The following is a 25,779-nucleotide window of genomic DNA, read 5'->3' on the forward strand; positions in this document are numbered from 1 at the left end:
CACCACCACGACCCGCTGCACGAGGGGCGGCGCCACCCGCGCCACCCCTGGGCGCAGCCATGCCCGACTCGAGGAGTTTTCCATGACCTTGCACCGATTCACCCACTCCATCGCCAGCCGCCTGGCGCTCGGCTTTGGCTGCCTGCTGGCGTTGATCATGACCGTGGCCGGCATGAATGCCTGGTCCTCGCACCAGGTGGGCAGCCAGGTGCGCCAGATCGTGGAGGTCAACAACCAGCGCGCCGCCTTCGCCCGCGAGCTGCTGGACAACATCAACCTGATGGCCGTGCAGGTGCGCTCCATCGTGCTGCTCACCGACATGGCCGAGCTCAAGGCCGAAGGCGCCACCCTGGAGACAGCGCGCGGCGAGTACGTGCGCGCCGAGAAGGCGCTGGCCGCGGCCATGGCCGATGCCCAGGCCGACGAGCGCCAGCTCGCGTCAGACATCGCCACGCTGGGCGCGCGCGGCATGGCGCTGGTGCAGCAGGCCGCCCGGCACGGGCTGGCGGGTGCCAACATCGATGCGACCACCACGCTCACGCAGGAGTTGCGGCCGGTGGAGGCGCAGTGGCGCGCCAGGGTGAATGCACTCATTGCCCTGCAGACCCAGCGCAATGCGGTGCTGGCCACGGCGGTGGGCACGCAGATCCAGCGCTCCACCGCCATCGGCGCGCTGCTGGCGCTGGCGGCAGTGGCCCTCGGTGTGCTTGTGGCCTGGCGCATCGCGCGTGGCATTCAGCGACCGGTGGAGCGCGCGGTGCGCATCGCCGAGCGCATTGCCGAGGGCGCGCTGGACAATGCCATCGAAGGCGCGGGGCAGGGCGAAGTAGGCCGCCTGCTCGACGCCATCGCCACCATGCAGCGGCGCCTGCGCGGCCTGGTGGCCGACATCCGTGATGCCGCCGTGAGCATCGATACCGCCAGCTCCGAAGTGGCGGCCGGCAACCTGGACCTGAGCCAGCGCACCGAGCAGGCCGCCACGCGCCTGCAGGAGACGGCCCATTCGCTGGACCAGCTCGCCGGCAACCTGCGCCACAGCGCCGAGGCGGCAGGCGAGGCCAACGGTCTGGCCGGCAATGCGGCGGCCGTGGCCCAGCGCGGCGGCGCGGCCGTGGGCCAGGTGGTGGACACCATGGGCCAGATCACCCAGTCATCCCGGCACATCGCCGACATCATCGGTGTCATCGACGGCATCGCCTTCCAGACCAACATCCTGGCGCTCAATGCGGCGGTAGAGGCGGCACGTGCGGGCAACGCCGGGCGTGGCTTTGCCGTGGTGGCGGGCGAAGTGCGTGCGCTCGCGCAGCGCAGTGCCTCGGCGGCCAGGGAGATCAAGGGCCTCATCGACGACAGCCTCTCGCATGTGGCGGCGGGCGCGCGCCTGGTGCAGGGCGCCGGCACCACCATGACCGACATCGTGGCCAGCGTGGAGCGGGTCTCCACCATCATCGGCGAGGTGGCCGGGGCATCCACCGCGCAAAGCGGGCGCATCCACGGCATCAACCACGGCATCGCCGCGCTGGACCATGCCACCCAGCAGAACGCCGCGCTGGTGGAGGAGGGCGCCGCCGCAGCCGCCAGCCTGCAGGACCAGTCGCGCCGTCTGCTCGCGCTGGTGTCCACCTTTCACCTGGGGGCCGAGCCCGTCGACAGCGCGCCGCCGGCAGGCACTGCCAGGGCCGTGCCTGCAGCGGCCTGGCGCGGGGGCGCGCCGCAGTGGCTGCCCCTTGCCGCTGCGCGTTGACCACGGCGGGAGATGCTGCGATGAAGATGCTTCTGAACACACTGCAGATGGCCGTGCTAGCCCTGTTCGCCACGGCGGTGCTGCTTGCCATGGCCACCACTGTCTCGGCGCAGCCGCGTGCGGCCGAGCCCATCCGCATCGGCGTGGCCGTGGGGCTTTCGGGCGCCAACAGCGTGGTGGCGCCCGCCGTGGTGCAGTCCTCGCAACTGGCGGTCGAGGAGATCAATGCCAACGGCGGCATCCTGGGGCGGCCGGTGCAGCTCGAGATCATGGACGATGCCTCTGGCGCCGAGGGCGCGCAGAAGGCCGTGCAGGCGCTGGTGTTCGACAAGAAGGTGCACGCCCTCATTGCCATGCAGACCAGTGCGGCGCGCAATGCGGCGCTGCCCATCGTCGCGCGCGGCCAGTTGCCTTATATCTATACCTCGTTCTACGAAGGCCGCTCGTGCAGCCCCTGGATGTACGTCAACGCCTGGGTGCCCGAGCAGCAGGTGGCGCCCGTGGTCGAGTACCTCGCGCGCAACCGGAATGCGCGCAGTTTCTTTCTCGTGGGCAGCGACTACGCCTTCGGCCGAGGCATGCTCGAGTTTGCGCGCCAGACCATCAGAAAGGGCGGTGGGCAGGTGGTGGGCGAGGAATACCTGCCCGTGGACGGCAGCGACTGGACGGCGGTGATCGCCAAAATCCGCACGGCCAGGCCCGACGCGATCATCAGTGCCACCGCAGGCGGCGCACCCAACGTGTCGCTGGCCCGGCAGCTCAAGGCCGCCGACGTGCGCATACCGCTTGGCAACCTGTCCATCGATGAAAGCACTGCGCGGGAGATGGGCAGCGCGGCGACGGGCATGCTCATGGCGGCGTCCTACTTCCCCTCCATCGACACGGCGCACAACCGCTCGTTCCGCATGCGCATGCTGGTGCGCTTCGGCGCGGACCTCAAGGCGCCCAACGAACTCTCGGTGCCGCAGTACGAGGCTTTCTTCCAGTACAAGGCGGCGGTGGAGGCGGCAGGCAGCACGAATGCCGCCAAGGTCATCAAGGCGCTGGGTGAGGTCACGGTGACCGGCCCGCGCGGCACGCTGCGCATGGGCAAGGGCCGGCACACGCCACTGGCCATGCGCCTGGGGCAGGTGCGCTCCGACGGCAGCATCCGCATCCTGGAGACCTACGCGAGCGTGGACCCGGGCGCGCAATGCCCGCAGATGGAGTGAGTTGGGCCGATTGAATGACCCGCCTGAGGGCGCCTGCAGGGAGGACAAATCGCGAAGAAAGCGGCTTCGCAGTTGATTGACGCTGGTGTGACCGGCTGTCATAATTGAAACGACCGCACTGGCCAAGCCACTGCAGTCCCTCAGCAGCATTGCTGACCACATACCGGCTATGAAAGCCCCTGAATGCGCACACCGCGCGGTCAGGGGCTTTTTGCTTTCTGGAGCTTGAAAAATGTTTTCTGTGGGACCCCTCCCGCTGTTCCTTCCACTGACCGATTCCGTGCGCCAGGCCCGCCTGGCAGGCACGGCCTGTGCATTGCCTGTGCAGGCACTGCTTGCGCTACCCAAGATACCCACGATACCCACAAGACCCAGGAGACACCCCATGACCCGTACCGCCACCACCACCGCGTTGTCCCTGCGCGGCCCGATTCCTTCCCATTCCTAGGAGCACACCATGGTTCTCTTGCTGGATCTGCTCACCACGGCGGCGATGCTGTTCGTCGTCACGGCGGGGCTGATGATGGTCTTCGGGGTGATGAAGATCGTCAATTTTGCGCATGGTGCCCTGCTCACGCTGGGCGGCTATGCGAGCTACGTGGTCACCCGGCTGCAGATGGACCCGTGGCTGGCCTGGCCGCTGGCCATCGTGGTCGGCATTGCCGTGGGCATGCTGGTGGAAGGGCTCATCGTGCGCCCTCTGTACAAGCGGCCGCTCGACGCCATTCTGGCCACCTGGGGGCTGGGTATCGTCATCGGCCAGCTCATCGTGATGGGCTTCGGGCGCGAAGTGCAGTTTGTCAGTGCCCCGCTGTCGGGCACCTGGCAGGTGGCCGGGGTCGACTATTCGGCCTACCGCCTGGTGCTGGTACCGGTGGCCATCGTGCTGTGCCTGGCGCTCACGGGGCTGCTCAACGGCACGCGCTTTGGCGTGCGCACCCGCGCCGTGATCATGAACGAGGACCTGGCCAGCAGCCTGGGCATCCATTCGGGTCGCGTGCGCTTCATCACCTTCAGCCTGGGCGCGGGCCTGGGCACGCTGGCCGGCGCCATGATCACGCCGCTGTCCAGCGTCGACCCCAACATGGGCCTGCCCTGGCTGGTCAGCGCCTTCATGCTGGTCATGGTCTCGGGCCATTCCATGGCCAGCCTGCTGCTGACCTGCGTCGTGTTCGGCGCGGCCCAGGTGCTGGTAAGCACCTACGCCAGCCCCGTCCTTGGCGGGCTGACCATCGCCGTCCTCGCCGCAGTCACGCTGCGCATCCGTCCCAAGGGGTTTGCCCGTGGCTGATACCACCACCCATTCCAATGCGGCATTGCCGCCCGCCATGCCCGCCGAACCCGCTGACCCGGTGGTACGGGCGCGTCCCTTCAACAGCCTCCTGGTGCTCGGCGCCATCGGTGTGGCGCTGCTCGTGGCCGGGCCCTGGGTGTTCGACACTTACCTGCTGAACATCCTGATCAAGGCCTTCTTCTTCGCCATCGCGGCGATCACGGTGGACGTCCTCTGGGGCTACACCGGCTACCTCACCTTCGGCCAGTCGGCCTTCTTCGGCATTGGCGCCTATGCCGCCGGGCTGGTGTTCACCCACGTCGGGTTCAGCACCTTCACCGTGCTGCTGGCCATCGGTGCCACGGTGCTGGCCAGCGCGGCGGTGGCCGGCCTGGTGGGCTGGCTCTCGTTCTACCGCGGGGCCTCGCCGTTCTTCGCCACGGTGATCTCGCTGGTGCTGCCCATCGTGCTCACGCAGTTGCTGCTGTCGGGCGGCAGCTTCACGGGGTCGAGCTCGGGGCTCACGGGCTACCAGAGTTTCGACTGGTCGCTCGAGGCCTGGTACTGGGTGGCTGGCGCCATGCTGGCCGTGGCTGGTGCCATCGGCTGGGTGCTGGTGCGCAGCGATGCGGGCCGCGTGCTCGCGGCCATCCGCGACAACGAGGTGCGCTGCACCTACCTGGGCATCGACACCTCGCGGGTGAAGATCGCGCTGCTCACGGCCATGGGTGTGATGGCCGGCATCGCAGGCTTTGGCTACGGCGCGTTCAGCGGCGTGGTGGCGCCGGAGCTCACAGGCTTTGCGCTGGGCACCGAGCTCATCATCTGGGTGGCGCTGGGCGGGCGCGGCACGCTGTGGGGGCCGCTGGCGGGTGGCGTGCTGATCAACGTGGCCACGGCCTACCTGAGCAGCAGCATGCCCTTTGCCTGGCAACTGATACTGGGTGGGGCGTTCGTGGTGGTCATCGTGCTGTTTCCGCAGGGGCTGATTCCGCTGCTGCTCAAGCCCTTCGGCGTGCTGCAGGGTGCCACGCGCATGCCGCAGCTGCAGGAGCGGCCGGGCAGCACCGACGGCCAGGCGACCGATGCGGTGGCCATCCGCCTGCAGGGCGTGACCAAGCATTTTGGCTCCCTCAAGGTGCTGCAGGGCATCGACTTCGAGGCCCGCGCAGGCGAGCTGGTGGGGCTGATCGGGCCCAACGGCGCCGGCAAGACCACGCTGATGCGCTGCATGAGCGACGGCGCCGAGCGCAGCGGCGGCACGGTGGAGCTGTGCGGCAGCGACATCCGCCAGCTACCGCCCGAGGCCTGCGTGCGCCTGGGCCTGGGGCGCAAGTTCCAGAACGCCAACATCTTCGAGTCGCTGACCGTGGCCGAATGCCTGCGCATCGCCGGTACGCGGCTGGAGCGCCCCTCGCTGCTGCACCAGGACCCGGTGCTGCGCCTGCCGCCCTATGCGCTGCATGTGGTGCGGGCCACGGCGCTGGAGGGCAAGCTGGCCACCGTGGCGCGCGACCTGTCGCACGGCGAGCAGCAGGCGCTGGAGCTGGCCATGGTGCTGGCGCTGGAGCCGCGCGTGGTGCTGCTCGACGAACCCACTGCCGGGCTGACCAAGACCGAGCGCACGCAGATCGGCGAGGTGCTGTCGTCGCTGGCGCACCGCTACGGCCTGTGCTGCCTGCTGGTGGAGCACGACCTCGATTTCGTGGAGCTCATCTCCACCCGCATCGTGGTGCTGCATCAGGGCGCCATCGCCATGCAGGGCAGCTTCCAGGAGGTGGTCAACTCGCCCCTGGTCAAGACCATCTACTCGGGCAGCACGCATGCCATGAAGGAGGGCGCATGAACGCCATTGCATCCCCGTCGGCCCTGGTGCTCGACGGCATCACCAGCGGCTACCGCGCCTCCGTGGTGCTGCGCGGCCTGAGCCTTGAGGTCCGCAAGGGCGAGGCCGTGGCCCTGCTGGGCAAGAACGGCGTGGGCAAGAGCACCCTGCTCAAGACGGTGATGGGCTACCTGGCCAAGAAGGCCGGCGCCATCCACCTGCATGGCGAGAACATCACCCGCCTGCCGCCGCACCGCATCGCGCGCCAGGGTGTGGCCTACGCCTCGCAGGAGCAGCCGCTGTTCGCCGACCTGAGCATTCGCGACAACCTGCGCCTGGGCCTGGCGCAAGAGTCGCTGTTCGAAGAGCGCTTTGCGGCGGTGGCGCCGCTGTTTCCGGTGTTCGGCAGCCGCCTCGCGCAGTACGCTGGCACGCTGTCGGGCGGCGAGCAGAAGATGCTGCTGCTGGCACGGGCGCTGATGGTGCGGCCCTCGGTCATCTTGCTCGACGAGATCACCGAGGGCCTGCAGCCCTCGGTGATCGACCGGCTGGCGAATGCCCTGCTGCAGGAGCGCGATCAGCACGGCACCACCTTGCTGATCGTGGAGCAGAACGTGCCCTTTGCGCTCAAGGTGGCTGATCGCTACGTGGTCCTCAAGCAGGGCGAGCTGGTCGACGAGGGTCTGGCCAAGGCCGATGGGGCTGTCGAGGCGGTTTTCAGCCACCTGAGGGTCTGACATGCACGCCCAGGACTGCCCCCTGCCGGCACCACCGACCCTACCGCTGCCCCTGCCGCTGTGCCAGTTCATCGCCACTGGCGGCACCATCGCCATGAAGCTCGACCCCGAGCGGGGCGGGGCCGTGCCCGCGCTGTCGGGCGAGGACTTGCTGGCGGCCGTGCCGGCCATGTCGCGCGTGGCACGGCTGGAGGTGCGCGAGCTGTTCAACATCCCCTCCGACCACATGGACCCGGGGCGCTGGGTGCAGCTGTGGCATGCCGTGCATGAGGCGCTGGTGCGGCCCGAGATCACCGGGGTCATCATCTCCCACGGTACCGACACGCTGGAGGAGACGGCATGGTTCCTGGACCTGACCCTGGCCAGCGACAAGCCCGTGGTGCTGGTGGGCGCGCAGCGCAATGCCTCGGTGCCCGATTTCGACGGGCCGCGCAACCTGCTCAATGCGGCGCGCATCTGCGTGGCCCCCCAGGCGCGCCGCCAGGGCGTGCTGGTGGCGATGAACAACCAGATCAACGCCGCCCGCGAGGCCACCAAGACCCACACGGCCGACGTGGAGGCCTTCAAATCCGGCGACTTCGGCTTGCTGGGCGTGGTGGACGCTGACCGTGTGGTCTTCTCGCGCCAGCCCACGCGCCGCCAGCATGTGCCGCTGCGCGCGGGGGATCTGCCGCGCGTCGAAATCGTGCCCATGTTCGCGGGCGCCAGCGGCGACCTGGTGCGCGCCGCAGTGGCGCTGGGTGCGCGCGGCGTCGTGGTGCAGGCGCTTGGCTTTGGCAATGTGAATGCCGGCATGTTCGAGGCCATCCGTGAAGCCATCGCGCGCGGGGTGGCCGTGGTCATCTCGACCCGGGTGCCCAACGGGCGCGTGCAGCCGGCCTACGGATTCGACGGCGGTGGGCACACGCTGCAGGCCGCGGGCGCCGTGTTCGCCGACAATCTGAGCCCGCACAAGGCGCGCATCTTGCTGATGCTGTTGCTGCAGGGCGCACGAACGCCGCACCAGCTGCAAAGCATGTTCGACCAATGAAGGAATGCCATGTCCGATGATCCCTCCATGCAGCAGCCCGATGACGGCTGGCGCGTTGGCGTGCTGTTTTCCCGCTCGGGGCCCACGGGAGTCACCGAGTCGGAGCACTTCTTCGGCACGGCCCTGGCCATCGAGGAGATCAACCAGCTCGGCGGCGTGCTCGACCGGCCGCTGATCCCCGTGGTCTACGACCCCAAGGGCGATATTGCCGAGTACCGCAAGCTCGCCACGCGGCTGCTGCTGGAGGATGAGGTCAATGTGGTCTTCGGCTGCTCGCGCTCATCGAGCCGCAAGGCCGTGCTGCCGGTGATCGAGCGCAACAACGCACTGCTGTGGTACTGCTCGTTCTACGAAGGCTTCGAGTATTCACCCAACGTGATCTACACCGGTGCCGTGCCCAACCAGAACAGCGTGCAACTGGCCGCCTACCTGATGCAGAACCGGGGCACGCGCTTCTTCCTCGTCGGCGCGGACTACATCTACCCGCGCGAATCGAACCGCATCATGCGCGACATGGTCGAACAGCATGGCGGCGAGATTCTCGAAGAGGTCTACCTGCCCATCGAGGCCGGCCCCTCCGAACTCAGGGAAGTGCTCGCGGACATAAAGGCCCAGCAGCCCGACGTGGTGTTCTCCACGCTGGTGGGGCAGTCGGCCCGCCTGTTCTACCAGCTGTACCGCGACTTCGGTCTGGACCCCAAGACCATGCCGATCGCCAGCCTGTCCATGGCCGAGGAGGAGATCCGCCTCATCGGCCCGGCGCTGTGCGAGGGGCACATCACCTCGGCCACCTACTTCGGCTCGGTGCAGAACGAGAGCAACCAGCGCTTCGTGGCGCTGTGGCGCAAGCGTTTTGGCGACCGACCCACCAGCACCTGGTCCGAGATGGCCTATACCCAGGTGCACCTGTTCGCGCGCGCTCTGCAGCGTGCAGGCAGCATGGACCGGCGCAAGCTGGTGGAGGCGGCGCGCGCCGTGTCCTTCGACTCGCCCGAGGGGCGCGTGACGGTGGATGCCGAGAACAACCACTGCGCGCTCACACCGCGCATCGGCATCTGCCGAGCGGATGGGCAGTTCGACATCGCCTGGGAAGCGTCCGAGCCGGTGCGGCCCGATCCGTACCTGTCCACCTTCGGTTTTTCCGAGTTCTGGCTGAGGTAAGAACGTGTTTACGGTTTTTCCGAAGCCGCGCAAGTACCTTGCCGGGATGGGATGCAAGGCGCGGTGCGCAGTTGATAGCTTGACTATCAACAAGCGCCGCAACGCCGCAGACCGCCCGGCAAGGCACTTGCCCAAAGGGTTGGGGCTAAATCGGGCGATTGGACGCCCCGATTGTTTGCATGGGCATGAGCCCATGCAGCGCACCCGAAGCATCCACTCATCCCGATTGCGCTCCAACGCGGCATCGGAAAAACCGTAAACACGTTCTTCTATGAGTTCAAGCCTACGCCGTCTCTATGAAGACCTGCGCAGCATCAGCGTCACCGTGGTCTATCCGCCGGGGGAGGACCGCGACGTGGTTGTGCAGCAGCTGCAGCGCATCGGCTGCCGCCTGAAGGTGGTGTGGCCGTTCCCGGCCGAGCCGCCCACGGGGGTGGACGTGATCTTCTTCCAGGTCTCGCAGGACCTGGAAGGCAGCAGCGCCTGGAACGCCAGCGCCGTGGACGCCGCCTTCGTGGCCCTGTCGGACTATGAAAGCCCGACCACGCTCAAGCTGCTGCTCGACACCAAGGCGCATGGCGTCATCACCAAGCCGTTCCGTTCCTCGGGCATTCTCAGCACCCTGGTGCTGGCGCGGGCCTCGCAGGGCTTCCAGCAGCGCCAGCAGGGCAAGATCGAGAAGCTCGAGTCCACGATCAAGTCGCGCCGCCAGATCGAAAAGGCCATCCGCGTGCTGGTCGACTACCAGCGCATGACCGAGGCCCAGGCCTACGAGCACATGCGCGAGCGCGCCACCGGCCTGCGTGTGACGGTGGCCGAGGTGTCGGCCATGCTGCTGGAGACGCACGAGGCCATGGAGAAGCTGGGGTTTGCGGCGGCCAAGCCGGCGGGCAAGGCCAGGTAGCCCGGCGCCTGCGCGTCAGCCGATCGTCATCAGGCTCGCATTGCCCCCGGCCGCCGCCGTGTTCACGCTCAGCGCGCGCTCGATCACCAGGCGCTCCAGCGGCACCTCGGTGCTGCCCGGGGCCATGGCCGTCACGGCCACGATGGGGCCCGGGCGGTGGGCGAGCTGCTCGCACACGCTGCGCAGTTCGTCGGGGCTGCCGTGGTGCAGCACGGCAGCCAACTCGATGCTGCCGTCGGCCAGGGCATTGCCGGTGGTGCTGATGCGCGCCTGCACCTCGGCCGGGAGCGTGGTGCGCAGGGCGGTGTGGGCATCGCTCCACACGGCCTTGCCGCCGCTGGCGAGCACGGCGGCCAGCTGGGTCAGCAGATCGTCCTGCGTGGTGGCGATGCACAGCACGGTGGCGCGCGGCAGCAGGCTGTAGACATTGCGCTCGCCCGTGGGGCCGGGCAGGGTGCGTGCGGTGCCGCTCTGGCTTTCGGCGGCAAAGCGGCGGCAGGTGGCGGCCAGGGGGGCATGGCCTTGCATCTGCGCCCAGCGCTCCAGGGCACGCAGGGGCATGAGCAGGTGGTCGCGTGCAGCCATGTCGGCGGGCACGGCGCGGTCGGCGGCGGCAAAGGTCTGCGCCAGTGCGTTGGCCGGGCGCGCGGCCAGCAGGCGCAGCAGGTACAGCGGGCCGCCAGCTTTGGGTCCGGTGCCCGACAGGCCTTCGCCGCCAAAGGGCTGCACACCCACCACGGCGCCCACCATGTTGCGGTTGACGTAGACATTGCCGGCGTGCGCGCGGTCCACCACGCGGGCGATGGTCTCGTCGATGCGGGTGTGAACGCCCTGCGTCAGGCCGTAGCCGGTGGCGTTGATCTGGTCGAGCAATTTGTCGAGGTCGTTGCGCGCATAGCGCACCAGGTGCAGCACCGGGCCGAAGACCTCGCGCTGCAGCTCGCTGATGGCGTTGAGCTCGATCAGCGTGGGCGGCACGAAGGTGCCCTGCGTTGCCTCGGCCTCGTCGCTGCGGCAGTGCTGGAATACGCGCTGACCACGGCTTTTGAAGGCCTCGATGTGCTTGTTGATGCCGCCCTGGGCCTCGGCGTCGATCACCGGGCCCACATCCACCGCCAGGGCTGCGGGGTTGCCCATGCGCAGCTCGCCCATGGCGCCCTTGAGCATCTCGACCACGCGGTCGGCGGCATCCTCCTGCACGCACAGCACGCGCAGGGCCGAGCAGCGCTGGCCGGCGCTGTCGAAGGCGGAGGACACGGCATCGGCCACCACCTGCTCCACCAGGGCCGAGGAATCCACGATCATCGCGTTCTGCCCGCCGGTCTCGGCGATCAGCGGGATGGGGCGGCCCGCGGCATCGAGCCGGCCGGCGATGGTGCGCTGCAGGATGCGCGCCACCTCGGTGGAGCCGGTGAACATGACGCCCATCACCCGGGTGTCGCCGATCAGGCGCGCGCCCACGGTCTCGCCCTGGCCGGGCAGCAGCTGCACCGCGCCGCGCGGCACTCCGGCCTGCCACAGCAGGCGCACGGCCTCGGCGGCGACCAGCGGCGTCTGCTCGGCCGGCTTGGCCAGCACCGGGTTGCCGGCGGCCAGCGCCGCAGCCACCTGGCCCATGAAGATGGCCAGCGGAAAGTTCCACGGGCTGATGCATGCCACGGGGCCCAGGGGGATGTGCGTGGCGTTGTCGAAGGTGCCCTCGACCTGGGCCGCGTAGTAGCGCAAGAAATCCACGGCCTCGCGCACCTCGGCGATGGCGTTGTTGGCGCTCTTGCCGGCCTCGCGCATCAACAGGCCCAGCAGCGGCTGCATGCGCTCTTCGAGCAGGTCGGCCGTGCGCTGCAGGGTGGCGGCACGCTCGGCTGGGGCGGTGGCGGCCCAGGCGGGGGCGGCCGACTGTGCGTTCTTGAGTGCCTGGTCCACGTCGCCGGCCGTGGCTTCCTGCACCTGGCCAACCACATCACGCAGGTCGGCGGGGTTGCGCACGGGGATGGTCGGGCCGGTGGGCGCATCGGTGGCGAGCAGCGGTCCGGCCTGCCAGTCGTGCAGGGCGCTGGCCTGCAGCGTGGCGGTGAGCTGCGCCAGCGTGGCATCGCTGGCGATGTCGAGCCCTTGCGAGTTGGCGCGGCTGTTGCCGTACAGCGCCCCGGGCAGCGGGATGCGCGGGTGGGGCAGGCCGGCCTGGCCTTCGCGGGCGGCGGCTTCGTCCACCACTTGCACGGGGCTGCGCACCAGCTCGGCCAGGGCGATGGTCTCGTCGGCGATGCGGTTCACGAAGGAGGTGTTGGCGCCGTTCTCGAGCAGGCGGCGCACCAGGTAGGCCAGCAGCGTCTCGTGCGTGCCCACCGGGGCGTAGATGCGGCAGGGGCGGCCCAGCTTGCCGGCGGTGATGGCGCCCACCACCTGCTCGTACAGCGGCTCGCCCATGCCATGCAGGCACTGGAACTCGTACTGCCCCGCGTAGTAGTTGCTGCCCGCCAGGTGGTAGATGGTGGCCAGCGTCTCGGCATTGTGCGTGGCGAACTGCGGGTACACCGCCTCGGGCGCGGCCAGCAGCCTGCGCGCGCAGGCCACGTAGGAGATGTCGGTGTGCACCTTGCGCGTATAGACGGGGTAGTCGGCCAGGCCATCGATCTGGGCGCGCTTGATCTCGCTGTCCCAGTAGGCGCCCTTGACCAAGCGCACCATGAGGCGGCGGCGCGTGCGCCGGGCCAGGTCGATCACGAAGTCGATCACATGCGGGCAGCGCTTCTGGTAGGCCTGGATCACGAAGCCGATGCCGTTCCAGCCCGCGAGGCTGGGCTCATGGCACAGGCGCTCCAGCAGGTCGAGCGAGATTTCCAACCGGTCGGCCTCCTCGGCGTCGATGTTGATGCCGATGTCATAGCGCTTGGCCAGCTCGGTCAGGCGCAGCACCAGGGGGTAGAGCTCGTCCATCACGCGCGCGAACTGCGCGCGGCTGTAGCGCGGGTGCAGGGCCGACAGCTTGATCGAGATGCCCGGGCCTTCGTAGATGCCGCGCCCGGCCGATGCCTTGCCGATGGCGTGGATGGCCTGCTCGTACGAGGCGTAGTAGCGCTCGGCGTCGGCCGTGGTCAGCGCCGCCTCGCCCAGCATGTCGTAGGAGTAGCAAAAGCCCTCGGCCTCCATGCGGCGGGCGTTGGTCAGGGCCTCGGCAATGGTCTCGCCAGTGACGAACTGCTCGCCCATCATGCGCATGGCCATGTCCACGCCCTTGCGGATCAGCGGCTCGCCGCCCCGGCCGATGAGCCTGCCCAGCGATGCACCCAGGCTGCCTTCGCTGTGCGTGGCCACCAGCTTGCCGGTGATCAAGAGGCCCCAGGTGGCGGCGTTGACGAACAGCGAGGGGCTCTTGCCCAGGTGCGGCTCCCACTGGCCGTTGCTGATCTTGTCGCGGATCAGCGCGTCGCGTGTGGCTGCATCGGGAATGCGCAGCAGCGCCTCGGCCAGGCACATCAGGGCCACGCCCTCCTGGGACGACAGCGAGAACTCCTGCAGCAGCCCCTGCACGATGCCGGCACGGCCGCTGGCGGCCTTGCGCTGGCGCAGGGCGCCTGCAATGCGCAGCGCCAGTTGCTCTGAAGCGGCGGCCATGTCCTGCGGCACGCGGGCCTGGGCCAGCAGCGGGGCCAGGGCCTCGGGCTCGGGCCGGCGGCAGGCGGCGGTGATGGCGGCGCGCAGCGGGTTGGCCAGCGGGGTGCGCGGAGCGAAGTCTGCAAAAGCGGCGGCGGTCGTTGTCATGGCGGGTTCTCGCAGAGGAATATTCGGGCCCGACGGCTGTCCGGCCCACTGAAACGGATCATCTCTGGACTTGCGATGAATAAATGTTCGAAAATTGGCCTATCGAACGAATGAATCACTAGAGTCAATGACCAATGATGCCGATCTGGACCGTATCGACCGCCGGATCCTGTCGATCCTGCAGGAAGACGGGCGCATTGCCAACCTCAAGCTGGCCGAGGCCGTGGCCCTGTCGCCCACGGCGGTCCTGGCGCGCGTGCAGCGGCTCACGCGCGACGGCTTCATCCTGGGCTACGAGGCGCGGCTGAACCCGCTCAAGCTCGGGGCGGGCATGCTGGTCTTCGTGGAGGTGCTGCTCGACCGCACCACGCCCAACGTGTTCGACCAGTTCAAGGCGGCCGTGCAGGTGCATCCCGAGATCATGGAATGCCACATGGTGGCGGGCGGCTTCGACTACCTGCTCAAGACCCGCTCGGCCGACATGAATGCCTACCGGGTGTTCGCCGGGGCGGTGCTCTGGCAACTGCCGGGCGTGCGCGAGACACGTACCTATGCCGTGATGGAGGAGGTCAAGCACAGCAATCACCTGGTGCTGCGGTAGGCACGCGCGCAACGCCTGCATTGGCGCGCGGTGCACAAGCCCGCATAATGGGTGCAATACCGAAAGTCGCAGGAGGAGTTCTCATGTCCGCATTCAAATTCGCCGCAGCGGCCCTGGTGGCTGCCTGTTTCAGCCAGACCGCCTCCGCTGCCTGCTACGTGGTCTACAGCCCGGCCAAGGAAATCATCTACCGTGCGCCCGAGCCGCCGGTGGACATGTCGTTCCAGGTCCATGAAGTCCTGCCCCGCGTGGCACCTGGCAGCACGCTGGTGTTCACGCTGGACAACTATGGTTGCGACCTGCGCATCAACGAGCTGCCGCGCTTCGCACCTGCCCGCATGACGGGCCCAGGCGGGCGCCGCGCGCCGCGCGCCGACCGCGGCTGAGCCATTGCATCTGCGCGCCCCGGGGACGGGTGCGCAGGACGGATCGCAGCCTCTGAGACAATCGGAGGATGAGCGAACCCAAAGAATTGTCCCCCTCGTATGAACCCGCCGAGCAGGAAGCGGGAGAACTGCCGGAAGGCTGGCTGTCCGTGCAGTCCCTGGACCTCGAAGCCCAGGGTGTGGCCCGCCGGCCCAATGGCAAGGTGGTCTTCATCGACGGCGCCCTGCCGTTCGAGTACGTCACCGCCAACACCCACCGCAAGAAGAACAACTGGGAGCAGGCCAGCCTGACGGCGATCCACCGCGAGTCGTCCCAGCGCGTGCGCCCGGGCTGCCCGCATTTCGGCCTGCACGCCGGCGCCTGCGGCGGCTGCAAGATGCAGCACCTGCACGTGGGCGGGCAGGTGGCGGTCAAGCAGCGCGTGCTCGAAGACAACCTCTGGCACCTGGGCAAGGTGCGGGCCGAGATGGTGCTGCGCCCCATCGAGGGCCCCGCCTGGGGCTACCGCTACCGCGCGCGCCTGTCGGTGCGCCATGTGATCAAGAAGGGCACGGTGCTGGTGGGCTTTCACGAGCGCAAGAGCCGCTACGTGGCCGATATGCAGACCTGCCCGGTGCTGCCCCCGCATGTGGACGCCATGCTGATGCCGCTGCGCGCGCTGATCGCCTCGATGGACGCGCGCGACACCTGCCCGCAGATCGAGCTGGCCTGTGGCGACAGCGTGACCGCGCTGGTGCTGCGCCACCTGGAGCCGCTGAGCGCGGACGACCTCACCCGGCTGCGCGATTTCGCCGCCGCCCACCAGGTGCAATGGTGGCTGCAGCCCAAGGGCCCCGAGACCGTGAAGCTCATGGACGAGGGCGGTGAGCAGCTGTCCTATGCGCTGCCGGACTTCGGCATCACCATGCCCTTCAAGCCCACCGATTTCACGCAGGTGAACCCGCACATCAACCGCGTGCTGGTCACGCGCGCGCTGCGCCTTTTGGACGTGCAAAAGCACGAGCGCGTGATCGACTGGTTCTGCGGCCTGGGCAATTTCACGCTGCCCCTGGCCACCCAGGGCCGCGAGGTGCTGGGCATCGAGGGCAGCGAGGCGCTGGTGGCGCGCTCGCGCGAGAACTACCGGCTCAACCAGGGCCTGGTGGCCGAGGGTGGCAAGGCCCTGGCGCCCACCGATTTCGTGGCCCGCAACCTGTTCGACATGACGCCCGAGATGCTGATTGCCGATGGCTCGGCCGACAAATGGTTGGTGGACCCGCCGCGCGAAGGCGCGTTCGCGCTGGCCAGGGCGCTGGCCGACATCGAGCAATCGCGCATCGGTGCCGAGGGCGCGGCGCCGCTGCCCCCAGGGGCCGAGCACTGGACGCCGCCCAAGCGCATCGTCTACGTAAGCTGCAACCCCGCCACGCTGGCGCGCGATGCGGGCCTGCTGGTGCACCTGGCTGGCTACCGCTGCACGGCGGCGGGCATGGTCAACATGTTCCCGCACACGGCCCACGTGGAGAGCATGGCGGTGTTCGAGCGGGCTTGACCTGCGCCGCCGGGAGGCTGGATACAAAAAAGGAGCCTGCGGGCTCCTTTCGTTTTGGTGCTCAGTTTTCCCTGGCGGCCCTCGACGCGGCGCGCGCGGACGCCTCCGGCGGCGGCGCCTTGGTGATCACCGAGGGGCTGCCTTCAATCTTGTTCTCGCGCATGTACTGGTCCATCTCCTTCCACCCGTCGAAAACAGCCGCCTTGGTGGCCTTGGGGTTGAGGGTGTAGCAGTCTTCCACCCCGCGCAGCGCATGCCGGCAGGCGCCGCCGATGGCCTTGGCGTCGGCTTCCCGCTGGATGGCGCCCACATCCGGTCCGAGGCCCGGGATCTTGTCGCACCCGGCCAGTAGCAACGCGGCTACGGACGCGGCCATGAGGCGCAGGATGGGGAGGGGGACAAAGGGGGCAGTAGAGCGCATGTGGTCTCATTATCGGCAGCTGGCCAGCGGTATTGAGGGTTGACCATTGCGAGTGGTCAACAAAAAGGCTCCCGAAGGAGCCTTTTGAGGGAACGGTGCCAAAGGAGCTCAGTCCCTTTCGCCGCCCATGATGCCCAGCAGGGCCAGCAGGCTCTGGAACACGTTGAAGATGTCCAGGTAGAGGGCCAGCGTGGCGCTGATGTAGTTGGTCTCGCCGCCGTCCAGGATCTGCTTCAAGTCATACAGCATGTAGGCGCTGAAGATGCCGATGGCTGCCACCGAGATGGCCATCATGCCGACTGAGGATCCGACGAACACGTTGATGATGGCTCCGGCCATCAGCACCAGTGCGCCCACCATGAGCCACTTGCCCATGCCCGAGAGGTCGCGCTTGATCACGCTGGCCAGGGTGGCCATCACGAAGAACACGCCTGCGGTGCCCGCAAACGCGGTCATCACCAGGTCGGTACCGTTCTTGAAGCCCAGCACCATGCCGATCATGCGCGAGAGCATCAGGCCCATGAAGAAGGTGAAGGCCAGCAGCACGGGCACGCCGGCGGCCGAGCGCTTGGTCTTTTCGATCGCGTACATGAAGGCGAACGCGCCGCCCAGGAACACGATCAGGCCCACACCGCCGCGCAGCGACTGCGTGATGCCCGTGGCGACGCCGATCCAGGCGCCCAGCACGGTGGGGATCATGCTCAGTGCGAGCAACCAGTAAGTGTTGCGAAGCACCTTGTGGCGCTCTTCCTGCGAGATGCCATAGCCCGCAGAGCTCCCCAGGGTGGTGACTTGGTCATTCATCATCTTGTGTCTCTCCTTTGTGGCCTGCACGTCGCAGACTTGACAAATTCTAGGTGGTGGCGTTCCTGCAAATGGCAATACCCGCACCGGCCAACGGGCTTGCGATCTTTTCCAAGGGTGGGGCATTGCACCGGCTGGGTCAATATTCTTTCGCCCCAGGCAGTGCTTGTGGCCGCATCGGTAGCCGCTATGCTTGCCGGTTTCCATCCGGGGCCGCCCCGCGCGCCCCCTCAACCCTGGCATTGCACCCATGAAAACCAAGCACGAACTCGAACTGGCCGACGTCAAGGCCATTGCAGCCGCCGCCGAAGCCGAAGCGCTCAAGAACAACTGGGCCGTGACCATCGCCATCGTCGACGATGGCGGCCACCTGCTGTGGCTGCAGCGCCTGGATGGCGCAGCCGCCGTGTCTTCGCACATCGCCCCCTCCAAGGCCCGCACGGCCGCGCTGGGCCGCCGCGACAGCAAGGTCTATGAGGACATCGTGAACGGCGGGCGCACCGCCTTCCTGAGCGCCCCGACCATCGACGGCCTGCTCGAAGGCGGCGTGGCCATCCTCAAGGACGGTCAGTGCCTGGGCGCCGTGGGCGTGAGCGGCGTGAAGTCAACCGAAGACGCGCAGGTCGCCCGCGCCGGTATTGCCGCCATCGGCCTGTGAACTGCAGCATGCCCTGCGGCATGCGCCCATGAAAAAACCGGCCGAGGCCTAATGCCGTTCACTTAAAGCGAACTTGCCTGATTGGATAGCGCGCAGGCGGCTTTTTCACCACACGGGGGCATTGACGCCCCCGTCGCTGTTTTGACACCAGCAAATCCCCAAGACGCTGACGCAAACGCTGCAGATGCTTGGGCAAGGTGCCAGGGCTGCTGGTGGCCAGCCAGTGCCACTCGTAGCGCAAATAATGCAGCGCCACCGTAAAGCTCAGCTCGGTGGGCTCTACTCCTTCTTCTCGCGCAACCTCAGCCATCTCCAGACGCACCAGGTTGTAGGCCAGCAAGACTCCCCATACCTCCTGCCTGACGGTCTGGGGGTTGCCACTGCGCAGCGTCAACCCCGCCCCCAGCATCTCCTGCTTGAGTTCGCGGTAGCTGGTCTCGATGTGCCAGCGCTGCTCATACTGCAGCGCAATCTCTTTGGCTGGCCAGGCTTTTGCATCCAGCAGCGAGGTCAGCAAGATGCGCCGCTGGCCGTGGCGCGAGATGACCTCTATCGCCCTGGCCTCCCAGTACGCGGGCAGGCAGGAATTGGCCTTGCGCGCCTGGGGGGAGACTTTCATGCGCACCCGATAGTCTGTCGGATGCTTGTCCAGTTTCTCCCACTGGCTATTGCTCTTGGCGGGGATGAGCCAATGGCGCTGGGTGCCTGTTTGCTGGACCTGCAGCAAGATCTCTGCGCTCAGGAAGCCCCGATCAAAGACCGTGAGTGAGTGCTCGGGAATGGCCTCAATCAACTCTTTGGCATAGCGCATCTCGTTCTTGCCGTATTCGCCAAAGACCGCATCTCTGAGCAGGTGCGTTGCCAGCGATGTGAGTGTGAGCATGCGCAACTGCGGATAGCTGGCGACCACGCCCGATGCGTACTCCTGAGCGCCGAAGTGTTGACGGTTGTCCGTGGTGTCCTGCGTTCGCAAAGTGCTGCCATCGATGGCATAGCGGGCCAAGCCCCGCCAGCTTCTGCCGCGCTGGTGGCGCTCATCCCAAGCGCTGGCACACAGGCCAAAAAGTTGGGCCAAGGGCTCTTGGCCCAGTCGCTGGCGCGCCTGGGTCACGGCGCTGTTCGCAATGGCTGGATTGACCTCATCAGGCAGCACCAGATCGAGCTCGGCCACGACCTGTGCGATGGATTGGTGGCGGTACATCGCCAGCGCAATGACCAGCCAGACGACTTGCTCGGCCGGCAACTTACGCCGCCGAACGCTGGCTTTGCCAGTGAGGGCCAGGGCATGGGCGATCCATTGCGGATCAATGTGCTGGGACAGCGCGGTGAAATCGGGGAGGGTGGGAGTCTTGCCGACCATCAGAGCCAAGGTGGGTGAAGCAACTGGCTCTGAGTATGGGCTATGGGCAGACAGGAAAAATGCCGCTCACTGGCTTAAGTGAACGGCATTACCGGCCGAGGCCGGTTTTTTCGTTGGAGCTGCGAGCTGGCTCAGGCAGTTGCGTCCGCCATGGGGTGGGGCATGGCATGGCCGTTGTCGACGGGCGCTGCCGGCGCGGGCAACGGGCTGGCCACGGTGGGCCGGCGCACGGGGTGGCGCAGTGCGACCAGGCCCTTTTGCTCCAGGTCGATGCGCGGGGCGCTGGGCTGGCCCTTGAAATCGAGCCACTGGTGGTTCTCGTAGTCGTAGAGCTTGCAGGTGCGCATGGTGCGCAGCAGGGTGCGTGCCGAGGCTTGCTCGATCACCAGCTTGTGGCCCACCAGCTCGTTCATGCGCTTTTGCGCGGCCAGCAGGTGGTACGAGGGGATGCCGGCGTGCGCGTGGTGCGCGGCGTGGTTGTAGACGTTGTTGACCACCTTGGAGATCCAGTCGGGCAGCACCCAGACCACCGAGCACACCTCGGGGCTGTGGCGGTTGTGGCGCAGGTCGTCGCTCTTGAACCAGGGGATGTTGGGGTGGGTGTGCATGATGTACAGCGAGGTGCTGCTCAGGAACATCAGCGTGAACAGGGGCAGCACCCAGCCCAGCAGCACGGCCTGCAGGGCCGTGACGGGGGCGAAGGCGGGCGAGCACAGCAGCAAGGCCACGTAGCTGCCGTGGTAGGCCAGCAGCAGGGCAGAGTACCTGCGCGACTCGGCTACCTGGTCCTTGGGCGTGCGCACGTTGGGGTACACGCGGGTCGGAAACCAGTGGATCGCGAAGTACAGCCACAGGCCGATACCGAGTGGCGCGCGGTAGATGTGCTCCAGCACCTTCCTGTGCCAGGGCAGCGCGTCGTAGCCGGCCTTGGAGTAGGGCGTGTAGTAGTCGAAGTGGTCGCCGTTGGTGTAGGGGTGGTGCACCTTGTTGTGGTCGTGCGACCACATGCGGTAGTTGTGCGTGGCGGGCACGCCGGCCACGAGCGCCAGCACCCAGTTCAGCCGTTTGGAGCGCGCCAGCGTGCCGTGCGCGGCATCGTGCGCCAGGGTGTAGAACGAGGACAGGCGCACGCCCGCCATCAGCGCGGCCACCACCTTGAGCCACATCGGCTCGGCCAGCAGCACGGTGGCGATGAAGGCCCAGTACAGCACATGGTCGCGCAGTACCAGGGTCACGCCCTTGCGGTCGCTGGGATTGGCGAAGGCCGAGAGCTCCTGGAGCAACTGGGCTTTGGAAATCTCGGGCCGGGTGGCGGTGGGCTGGGTCATGGGCGGTGCACTGGGTGGGCGGATGGCCCCTTGTGCGTCACGCCGGTGGCGTGTGGGTGGCCGCCAGATGGGATCTCTGTGGCGTGCGCGCAAAGGGGAGAAACGTCAAGAAGTGTTTCACACAGGACCCCGGATCCCGCGCCGGAACAGCAGGGTGAAATCCGCCCATTTCGGGCATTTGCCGGCAAGGATGCGCGGTGTCCCAAAAGAAAACGGCCCCGAAGGGCCGTTGGATGGGCGAGGGCCGTAGCGACGGCTGGCTCTGCCTGAAGAAGCTCCCGTGGAAAAAAGGCCTGGCTACGCGGGTCAATCTGGCCCGTTGGCTGGCAAAAACGACCCTTGTGGACTGGAAGCCCGGGAGTCGCCCCACGATGAAACCTGTTATTTGGTGAGGATCAGCTTTCCAAGCTTGGTGGCCTGCAGGCGGTACACCGAGCCGTTGTGGCTGATGGCCACGGCCTTCTGGCCCTGCAGCAGATCGTTGCTGTCCACGGCGGCCGCTCCATCCACTGCGGCGGCGCTGCGCAATGCGGCCGCCTGCTGAGGCTGCAGGGAATCTGCAGAGGCGGGGCGCATGAGCGTGGCGGCAGTGAGGGTGGCTTGCATGGAAGGGTTCCTGGTACGTTGAATGGTGTACGGCCTGCTAATGATAGTGATTCGCAATTACTGGTCAAGTGATTTCGCACATTGAGCAAAATGAATCCTGGGCAGGGCCCGCATTGGGGGGCATTGCGGCTTGTGCGCCACAGGCACCAAGCAAAACAGGCCCGAAGGCCTGTCTTTGCATGGCAGCGGACTGCGCCTTGCGGGCGCAGGGCATCACTGCGGATCGGTCACGAAGCCGATCTTGCGCACGCCGGCGCGCTGGGCGCTGGCCATGGCCTGGGCCACGCGTTCGTAGCGCACTTCCTTGTCGCCGCGGATGTGCAGGTCCGGCTGGGGTTGCTTGGCCGCCTCGGCCTGCAGGCGGGGCAGCAGTTCCTCGTCGCTCACCTGCGACTCGTTCCAGTAGTACTTGCCGTCGGCCGCCACGGACAGGCGCACGGTTTCGGGCTTGATGTTCTCGGGCTGGTTGGTGGCGCGCGGCAGGTCCACGTTCACCGAGTGCTTCATGACGGGCACGGTGATGATGAAGATGATGAGCAGCACCAGCATGACGTCCACCAGCGGCGTCATGTTGATCTCGTTCATCACGTCATCGGCGTCGTCTTGCGTTCCGAAGGCCATGGCTTAGCCGCCTTTCTTCATGGGCAGCACCTTGCCCTGCTCGCCGCCGCCAGCTGACACGCGGGCGCCGGTGACGAAGTAGGCATGCAGATCGTGCGCAAAGCTGTTGAGGCCGCCCAGGATGGACTTGTTGCCGCGCACCAGGGCGTTGTAGCCCAGCACGGCGGGGATGGCCACGGCCAGACCCAGGGCGGTCATGATCAGCGCTTCACCGATGGGGCCGGCCACCTTGTCGATGGTGGACTGGCCCGAGGTGCCGATGGCCAGCAAGGCGTGGTATATGCCCCAGACGGTGCCGAACAGGCCGATGAAGGGGGCGGTGGAGCCGACCGAGGCCAGGATGGCCAGGCCCGATTGCAGGCGTGCGGTGAACTCGTCGATGCAGTTGCGCAGGCAGCGCGTGACCCAGTCGCTCACGTCCAGGCTGTCGTGCAGGTGCGCCTTGGTGTTGCGGTGGTGGGCCGTGGCTTCGCGGCCTTCCAGCGCCAGGTGGCGAAACGGGTTGGTGTTGTCCTGGCCCAACTTGGTCAGGCCGGCGGCAAAGTCTTCGCTGTGCCAGAAGTCCTGGGCAGAGCGCGTGTGCTTCTTGAACTTGATGATGTCCAGGGCCTTGATGATGATGACGATCCACGAGGCGAGGGACATGCCCAGCAGCAGCACGGCCACTGCGCGGGTGACAAAGTCACCCTGGATCCAGACGTTGGCGATGCCGAATTGTGATTCCATGAGAACTCCTGATGATTATTCGAGAACAAAATTGACGGGCTGCATGTACCACATGGCTTCGGGCACTCCATTGCGTTTGCCTGGCACAAAGCGCCAGCGCGTAACCGCTTCCTGGGCCTGGCGGTCCAGCCGGTCATAGCCGCTGGACTTGTTGATCTCGACCTTCTGCGGCACGCCGTCGGTGCCGATGAGCACGCGCAGGATGACCTTGCCCTGCTCGCCCATGCGCTTGCTGATGGCCGGGTAGCTGGGGGAGGGGTTGTTCAGGTGGGCCGCGTCGCTCGACGGCAGCTCGATCTTGGGTGGGGCGGGAGGGGCGGGCGGTGCCGGTGGCGGCGCCTGCACGGCCACGGGCGCCTCGATGGGCGGGGCAGGAGGCTGCGGCGTGGTCACGCCCGTGGGGGCATTGGGCGCGGGCGTCGGGTCGGCAATGGCCACGGGCATGGGGGCCGGGCGCGGGGCCTTCACCTGCGGGGCGGGCCTGGGTGGCGGCGGCACCGGTGGCTTGGGCGTCGGCGGCTCTATCTTGGGGGCCGGCGGTGCGATGAATTCGCTGAGCAGCTCTGCCGGCACGATGACTTCTGCCGCGCGGCGCAGCAGGCCCGACTGCAGTGCCCAGATCCCGGCCACGTGCAGCAGCACGACGGAACCTACGATCACGGTATTGCGGCTGACGCCCCCGGGAGGGGCAAAACGATCAGGGTGAGACATAAGTGTGATGGCAGCTGCCGCCGCTTGCACGGCAAACGGCACAGGCCTGTGAGACCTTGATTATTTACGGAAGATCCACCAGGCCGAGCCTGCGACGAGGATCAGGCTGCCGGCGAGTGTCGAGAGGAGTTCCATGCCCTGCTTTCCATGATGGAGCTGGCAAGCTGGATCGTCTGGGGCGCTGCCTCGTTGTGCAGGGCGGCGACCGGACTCGATGCGCTGCATTGGGCCACCACGTCGCGGGCGCAGCTTTCGCAGCATCCGCATTGGGTGGCGACGCCCAGTTCGAACTGGATTTCATCAAAGCTCATGCCTGCACGGGCGTGGCGGGCGATCTCGCGGTCAGAAATCCGGCGGCAAACACAGACGATCATGGCGGCAGGCAGTGGTGGCTGGCTGGTAGAAGATGAACGATTATAAATGCGAATTTTTCGCATTTGCAATAAATCAATTCTGTCAGGAGGGGAAAACCCGATAGTCCGCGTCGAGATCGGCTCCCAGCAAGGCCGGCGAGGCATCGGCCAGCGTGGCGCAGCCGGTGAGCGCCATGGCGATTTCCAGCTCATCGCGCAGCAGGCGCAGCACATGCGCCACCCCGGCAGCACCCGCATTGGCCAGGCCCCACACCACGGGGCGGCCCACCAGCACCGCAGATGCGCCCAGTGCCATGGCCTTGAGCACATCGGTGCCCCGGCGGATGCCGCCGTCCACCAGCACCGGCAGGGCCCCCTGCACCGCCTGCACGATGCGCGGCAGCGCGGTGGCCGTGGCGGGGGCGGTGTCGAGCGTGCGGCCGCCATGGTTGGACACCACCAGGCCCGCCACCTGGAGGCTGGCGGCCTGGCGGGCGTCTGCAGGGTGCAGCACGCCCTTGAGCAGCACCGGCAGGCGGGTGATGGACTGCAGCCAGGCCACGTCGTCCCAGGTGGGCGCCTGGTGCAGCAGGGCATCGAACAGGGCGCTCTGGCCGGGCTGCAGCGCCACGGGCGGTGCTGGCGGCATCTGGGCCAGGTTCACGGCGTCGATGCCGGGCGGCAGGCGAAAGCCCGCCCGGCGCTCGCGGTCGCGCGCGCCGCTGGAAGGCGCATCCACGGTGAGCACCAGGGCCTCGTAGCCGGCGGCTTCGGCACGCTCCACCAGGGCGCGGGTGAATCCCCGGTCGTGCTGCAGGTACAGCTGGAACCACAGGGGCCCGCGCCCGGCATCGTTCAGCACGGCCTGGGCAATGGTTTCCAGCGGCAGCGTGGCCTGGGTGCTGAGCACCAGCCCGGCGCCCATCGCCGCAGCCGCGTAGGCGGTGGCCAGCTCGCCATCGCCATGGGCCATGCGCTGAAAGGCCACGGGCGCCAGCAGCACCGGGTGGGCCAGCGTGCGGCCGAGCAGCTCAATGCGCGTGTGGCCGCCAGCCAGGGGGCGCAGCACGCGTGGCCACAGGGTCAGGGCGTCCCAGGCGCTGCGGTTGGCGCGCAGGCTGATTTCGTCGGCCGCGCCACCGGCAAAGTAGGCCCAGGCGTTGTCGTCCAGGTGCTGCCTGGCGTGCTGTTCGTGATCCGCCAAGCTGGCGATGCCAGGGGGAAGCTGTTGGCGTGATGGAACGTAGGTCATGAAGTGACAGAAGAACCCGGCGTCAGGTCACACATCGGACCACATGCGCAGCAGATTGTGGTAAGTGCCCGACAGCGTGATCACCGAAGGGTGTGTTTCGCCCACGCTCTGTCTGAGCTGCAGCAACGCCATGTCCATGTCGAACAGCAATTGCCGCTGCTCCAGGCCGCGCACCATGCTTTCCACCCAGAAGAAACTGCTGATGCGATGGCCGCGGGTAACGGGCAACACCTGGTGCACGGTGCTGCCGGGGTACATGACCATGTCGCCAGCTGGCAGCTTGATGCGTTTTTCACCCCAGGCCTCGGTGGCCACGAGTTCGCCGCCTTCGTACTCGTCCGGCGGGGTCAGGAACAGCGTGCACGAAAGGTCGCTGCGCATCCACGCGTTGTCGGCCCTGGAGTGCATGACGGCGCTGTCCACATGGTCGCCATAGAAGTTGGCGCTGTCTGCGTAGTGGTTGAAAAGCGGGTTGTAAATGCGCCGAGGCAGGGCGGCTGAAAAAAACAATGCGTTGCGGGCGAGCGCCGCCTTGACCAGGCCCTGCAGCTGGCCCGAGAGCTCGCTGCCCTGCGAAAGCTGCAGATTGTTCTTCTGGTGCACCGCCTGGCTTCCCGCGCTGCGGGCTCCGTCCACCCACGGGGTGTCGGGTGCCCAGAGCTTTTGCCGAAAGAGCGCGATTTCTTCGGCCGTCAGTACATTCTTGATGTGCAGGAACATGGGGCCTGATTGTGACTCCGCCCCCGGTGAAGGGGGCGGAGCCATCTCGTCAC

The 25,779-nt window shown here is 67.4% G+C and carries 24 protein-coding genes; 12 read left to right on the forward strand and 12 right to left on the reverse strand.

Annotated elements, in window-relative coordinates; all coding sequences use genetic code 11:
* The first annotated feature begins 82 nt into the window (after positions 1–82).
* From ACSQ9E_RS08280 to ACSQ9E_RS08315, 8 genes are all read left to right on the forward strand, one after another.
* On the forward strand, positions 83–1,744 hold the full coding sequence (locus tag ACSQ9E_RS08280) for a methyl-accepting chemotaxis protein (RefSeq protein WP_057203665.1): 1,662 nt from the start codon (positions 83–85) through the stop codon (positions 1,742–1,744).
* A 20-nt stretch (positions 1,745–1,764) separates the two neighbouring features.
* A complete protein-coding gene (locus tag ACSQ9E_RS08285) occupies positions 1,765–2,955 on the forward strand; it encodes a substrate-binding protein (protein ID WP_082604281.1) in 1,191 nt (396 codons plus the stop codon).
* Between the two features lie 457 nt (positions 2,956–3,412).
* A complete protein-coding gene (locus ACSQ9E_RS08290; protein WP_428000253.1) occupies positions 3,413–4,246 on the forward strand; it encodes a branched-chain amino acid ABC transporter permease in 834 nt (277 codons plus the stop codon).
* Positions 4,247–4,283: 37 nt separating this feature from the next.
* A complete protein-coding gene (locus tag ACSQ9E_RS08295; RefSeq protein ID WP_436220199.1) occupies positions 4,284–6,074 on the forward strand; it encodes an ABC transporter permease subunit in 1,791 nt (596 codons plus the stop codon).
* Positions 6,071–6,790, forward strand: a complete 720-nt coding sequence (locus ACSQ9E_RS08300; protein WP_436217424.1) for a branched-chain amino acid ABC transporter ATP-binding protein — start codon at positions 6,071–6,073, stop codon at positions 6,788–6,790. The genes ACSQ9E_RS08295 and ACSQ9E_RS08300 overlap by 4 nt, the downstream gene beginning before the upstream one ends.
* Position 6,791: 1 nt before the next feature.
* Positions 6,792–7,820: an asparaginase gene (locus ACSQ9E_RS08305; protein WP_436217425.1), complete on the forward strand. Its 1,029-nt coding sequence runs from the start codon at positions 6,792–6,794 to the stop codon at positions 7,818–7,820.
* 9 nt (positions 7,821–7,829) lie between these two features.
* Positions 7,830–8,981, forward strand: coding sequence for a transporter substrate-binding domain-containing protein (locus tag ACSQ9E_RS08310; RefSeq protein ID WP_436217426.1), 1,152 nt, complete (start codon positions 7,830–7,832; stop codon positions 8,979–8,981).
* Positions 8,982–9,252: 271 nt separating this feature from the next.
* Positions 9,253–9,885 (forward strand): ANTAR domain-containing response regulator, encoded by a 633-nt coding sequence (locus ACSQ9E_RS08315; RefSeq protein ID WP_305743357.1) that lies wholly within the window; start codon positions 9,253–9,255, stop codon positions 9,883–9,885.
* 15 nt (positions 9,886–9,900) lie between these two features.
* On the opposite strand, the gene putA is transcribed toward ACSQ9E_RS08315, so the two are convergent.
* Positions 9,901–13,647 (reverse strand): trifunctional transcriptional regulator/proline dehydrogenase/L-glutamate gamma-semialdehyde dehydrogenase, encoded by a 3,747-nt coding sequence (putA, locus tag ACSQ9E_RS08320; RefSeq protein ID WP_436217427.1) that lies wholly within the window; start codon positions 13,645–13,647, stop codon positions 9,901–9,903.
* Positions 13,648–13,774: 127 nt separating this feature from the next.
* On the opposite strand from putA, the gene ACSQ9E_RS08325 reads away from it, so the two are divergent.
* The 3 genes from ACSQ9E_RS08325 to rlmD all read left to right on the forward strand — a co-directional run bounded on the left by ACSQ9E_RS08325 (position 13,775) and on the right by rlmD (position 16,166).
* The gene (locus ACSQ9E_RS08325; RefSeq protein ID WP_057268732.1) at positions 13,775–14,248 is read left to right on the forward strand and encodes an Lrp/AsnC ligand binding domain-containing protein; all 474 of its coding nucleotides are present in this window, start codon (positions 13,775–13,777) and stop codon (positions 14,246–14,248) included.
* 83 nt (positions 14,249–14,331) lie between these two features.
* A complete protein-coding gene (locus ACSQ9E_RS08330; protein ID WP_057203658.1) occupies positions 14,332–14,634 on the forward strand; it encodes a hypothetical protein in 303 nt (100 codons plus the stop codon).
* A gap of 68 nt (positions 14,635–14,702) precedes the next feature.
* Complete coding sequence (gene rlmD / locus ACSQ9E_RS08335) at positions 14,703–16,166, forward strand: 23S rRNA (uracil(1939)-C(5))-methyltransferase RlmD (RefSeq protein WP_436217428.1); 1,464 nt, start codon at positions 14,703–14,705, stop codon at positions 16,164–16,166.
* 61 nt (positions 16,167–16,227) lie between these two features.
* Here rlmD and ACSQ9E_RS08340 read toward each other — a convergent pair whose 3' ends face one another.
* Together ACSQ9E_RS08340 and ACSQ9E_RS08345 are read right to left on the reverse strand one after the other, a co-directional pair.
* Positions 16,228–16,587 (reverse strand): hypothetical protein, encoded by a 360-nt coding sequence (locus tag ACSQ9E_RS08340; protein ID WP_436217429.1) that lies wholly within the window; start codon positions 16,585–16,587, stop codon positions 16,228–16,230.
* A 108-nt stretch (positions 16,588–16,695) separates the two neighbouring features.
* Positions 16,696–17,391 (reverse strand): Bax inhibitor-1/YccA family protein, encoded by a 696-nt coding sequence (locus tag ACSQ9E_RS08345; RefSeq protein WP_057203846.1) that lies wholly within the window; start codon positions 17,389–17,391, stop codon positions 16,696–16,698.
* 250 nt (positions 17,392–17,641) lie between these two features.
* Here ACSQ9E_RS08345 and ACSQ9E_RS08350 point away from each other — a divergent pair, with 250 nt between their 5' ends.
* Positions 17,642–18,049 carry a GlcG/HbpS family heme-binding protein gene (locus ACSQ9E_RS08350; RefSeq protein ID WP_057203655.1) on the forward strand — a complete coding sequence of 136 codons (408 nt, stop codon included), beginning with the start codon at positions 17,642–17,644 and terminating at the stop codon, positions 18,047–18,049.
* 58 nt (positions 18,050–18,107) lie between these two features.
* On the opposite strand, the gene ACSQ9E_RS08355 is transcribed toward ACSQ9E_RS08350, so the two are convergent.
* The 9 genes from ACSQ9E_RS08355 to ACSQ9E_RS08395 all read right to left on the reverse strand — a co-directional run bounded on the left by ACSQ9E_RS08355 (position 18,108) and on the right by ACSQ9E_RS08395 (position 25,726).
* Positions 18,108–19,409, reverse strand: coding sequence for an IS4 family transposase (locus tag ACSQ9E_RS08355; RefSeq protein WP_436220183.1), 1,302 nt, complete (start codon positions 19,407–19,409; stop codon positions 18,108–18,110).
* A 131-nt stretch (positions 19,410–19,540) separates the two neighbouring features.
* Entirely contained in the window at positions 19,541–20,737 is a 1,197-nt protein-coding gene (locus ACSQ9E_RS08360; RefSeq protein WP_436217430.1) for a fatty acid desaturase family protein, read from the reverse strand.
* A 381-nt stretch (positions 20,738–21,118) separates the two neighbouring features.
* The gene (hemP, locus tag ACSQ9E_RS08365) at positions 21,119–21,343 is read right to left on the reverse strand and encodes a hemin uptake protein HemP (RefSeq protein WP_057203653.1); all 225 of its coding nucleotides are present in this window, start codon (positions 21,341–21,343) and stop codon (positions 21,119–21,121) included.
* 213 nt (positions 21,344–21,556) lie between these two features.
* A complete protein-coding gene (locus ACSQ9E_RS08370) occupies positions 21,557–21,964 on the reverse strand; it encodes an ExbD/TolR family protein (protein ID WP_436217431.1) in 408 nt (135 codons plus the stop codon).
* A gap of 3 nt (positions 21,965–21,967) precedes the next feature.
* Entirely contained in the window at positions 21,968–22,690 is a 723-nt protein-coding gene (locus tag ACSQ9E_RS08375; protein ID WP_057203651.1) for a MotA/TolQ/ExbB proton channel family protein, read from the reverse strand.
* A 15-nt stretch (positions 22,691–22,705) separates the two neighbouring features.
* Positions 22,706–23,401 carry an energy transducer TonB gene (locus ACSQ9E_RS08380; RefSeq protein WP_057265863.1) on the reverse strand — a complete coding sequence of 232 codons (696 nt, stop codon included), beginning with the start codon at positions 23,399–23,401 and terminating at the stop codon, positions 22,706–22,708.
* Between the two features lie 101 nt (positions 23,402–23,502).
* Positions 23,503–23,775, reverse strand: coding sequence for a (2Fe-2S)-binding protein (locus tag ACSQ9E_RS08385; protein ID WP_082604280.1), 273 nt, complete (start codon positions 23,773–23,775; stop codon positions 23,503–23,505).
* Positions 23,776–23,857: 82 nt separating this feature from the next.
* Positions 23,858–25,006 carry an alpha-hydroxy acid oxidase gene (locus ACSQ9E_RS08390; RefSeq protein ID WP_436217432.1) on the reverse strand — a complete coding sequence of 383 codons (1,149 nt, stop codon included), beginning with the start codon at positions 25,004–25,006 and terminating at the stop codon, positions 23,858–23,860.
* Positions 25,007–25,033: 27 nt separating this feature from the next.
* Positions 25,034–25,726, reverse strand: a complete 693-nt coding sequence (locus ACSQ9E_RS08395; RefSeq protein ID WP_436217433.1) for a Fe2+-dependent dioxygenase — start codon at positions 25,724–25,726, stop codon at positions 25,034–25,036.
* Between the last annotated feature and the right edge of the window lie 53 nt (positions 25,727–25,779).

Source organism: Acidovorax sp. LjRoot118 (genome assembly GCF_964253575.1).
GTDB lineage: Bacteria > Pseudomonadota > Gammaproteobacteria > Burkholderiales > Burkholderiaceae_C > Acidovorax.

Coding starts and splice junctions, on each gene's coding strand:
- ACSQ9E_RS08390 (WP_436217432.1), bottom strand. CDS start 25,006: ATGACCTACGTTCCATCACGCCAACAGCTTCCCCCTGGCATCGCCAGC.
- ACSQ9E_RS08340 (WP_436217429.1), bottom strand. CDS start 16,587: ATGCGCTCTACTGCCCCCTTTGTCCCCCTCCCCATCCTGCGCCTCATG.
- ACSQ9E_RS08375 (WP_057203651.1), bottom strand. CDS start 22,690: ATGGAATCACAATTCGGCATCGCCAACGTCTGGATCCAGGGTGACTTT.
- ACSQ9E_RS08290 (WP_428000253.1), top strand. CDS start 3,413: ATGGTTCTCTTGCTGGATCTGCTCACCACGGCGGCGATGCTGTTCGTC.
- ACSQ9E_RS08385 (WP_082604280.1), bottom strand. CDS start 23,775: ATGATCGTCTGTGTTTGCCGCCGGATTTCTGACCGCGAGATCGCCCGC.
- ACSQ9E_RS08295 (WP_436220199.1), top strand. CDS start 4,284: ATGCCCGCCGAACCCGCTGACCCGGTGGTACGGGCGCGTCCCTTCAAC.
- ACSQ9E_RS08325 (WP_057268732.1), top strand. CDS start 13,775: ATGACCAATGATGCCGATCTGGACCGTATCGACCGCCGGATCCTGTCG.
- rlmD (WP_436217428.1), top strand. CDS start 14,703: ATGAGCGAACCCAAAGAATTGTCCCCCTCGTATGAACCCGCCGAGCAG.
- ACSQ9E_RS08280 (WP_057203665.1), top strand. CDS start 83: ATGACCTTGCACCGATTCACCCACTCCATCGCCAGCCGCCTGGCGCTC.
- ACSQ9E_RS08305 (WP_436217425.1), top strand. CDS start 6,792: ATGCACGCCCAGGACTGCCCCCTGCCGGCACCACCGACCCTACCGCTG.
- hemP (WP_057203653.1), bottom strand. CDS start 21,343: ATGCAAGCCACCCTCACTGCCGCCACGCTCATGCGCCCCGCCTCTGCA.
- ACSQ9E_RS08345 (WP_057203846.1), bottom strand. CDS start 17,391: ATGAATGACCAAGTCACCACCCTGGGGAGCTCTGCGGGCTATGGCATC.
- ACSQ9E_RS08355 (WP_436220183.1), bottom strand. CDS start 19,409: ATGGTCGGCAAGACTCCCACCCTCCCCGATTTCACCGCGCTGTCCCAG.
- ACSQ9E_RS08380 (WP_057265863.1), bottom strand. CDS start 23,401: ATGTCTCACCCTGATCGTTTTGCCCCTCCCGGGGGCGTCAGCCGCAAT.
- ACSQ9E_RS08350 (WP_057203655.1), top strand. CDS start 17,642: ATGAAAACCAAGCACGAACTCGAACTGGCCGACGTCAAGGCCATTGCA.
- ACSQ9E_RS08315 (WP_305743357.1), top strand. CDS start 9,253: ATGAGTTCAAGCCTACGCCGTCTCTATGAAGACCTGCGCAGCATCAGC.
- ACSQ9E_RS08330 (WP_057203658.1), top strand. CDS start 14,332: ATGTCCGCATTCAAATTCGCCGCAGCGGCCCTGGTGGCTGCCTGTTTC.
- ACSQ9E_RS08370 (WP_436217431.1), bottom strand. CDS start 21,964: ATGGCCTTCGGAACGCAAGACGACGCCGATGACGTGATGAACGAGATC.
- ACSQ9E_RS08360 (WP_436217430.1), bottom strand. CDS start 20,737: ATGACCCAGCCCACCGCCACCCGGCCCGAGATTTCCAAAGCCCAGTTG.
- ACSQ9E_RS08285 (WP_082604281.1), top strand. CDS start 1,765: ATGAAGATGCTTCTGAACACACTGCAGATGGCCGTGCTAGCCCTGTTC.
- ACSQ9E_RS08310 (WP_436217426.1), top strand. CDS start 7,830: ATGTCCGATGATCCCTCCATGCAGCAGCCCGATGACGGCTGGCGCGTT.
- ACSQ9E_RS08300 (WP_436217424.1), top strand. CDS start 6,071: ATGAACGCCATTGCATCCCCGTCGGCCCTGGTGCTCGACGGCATCACC.
- ACSQ9E_RS08395 (WP_436217433.1), bottom strand. CDS start 25,726: ATGTTCCTGCACATCAAGAATGTACTGACGGCCGAAGAAATCGCGCTC.
- putA (WP_436217427.1), bottom strand. CDS start 13,647: ATGACAACGACCGCCGCCGCTTTTGCAGACTTCGCTCCGCGCACCCCG.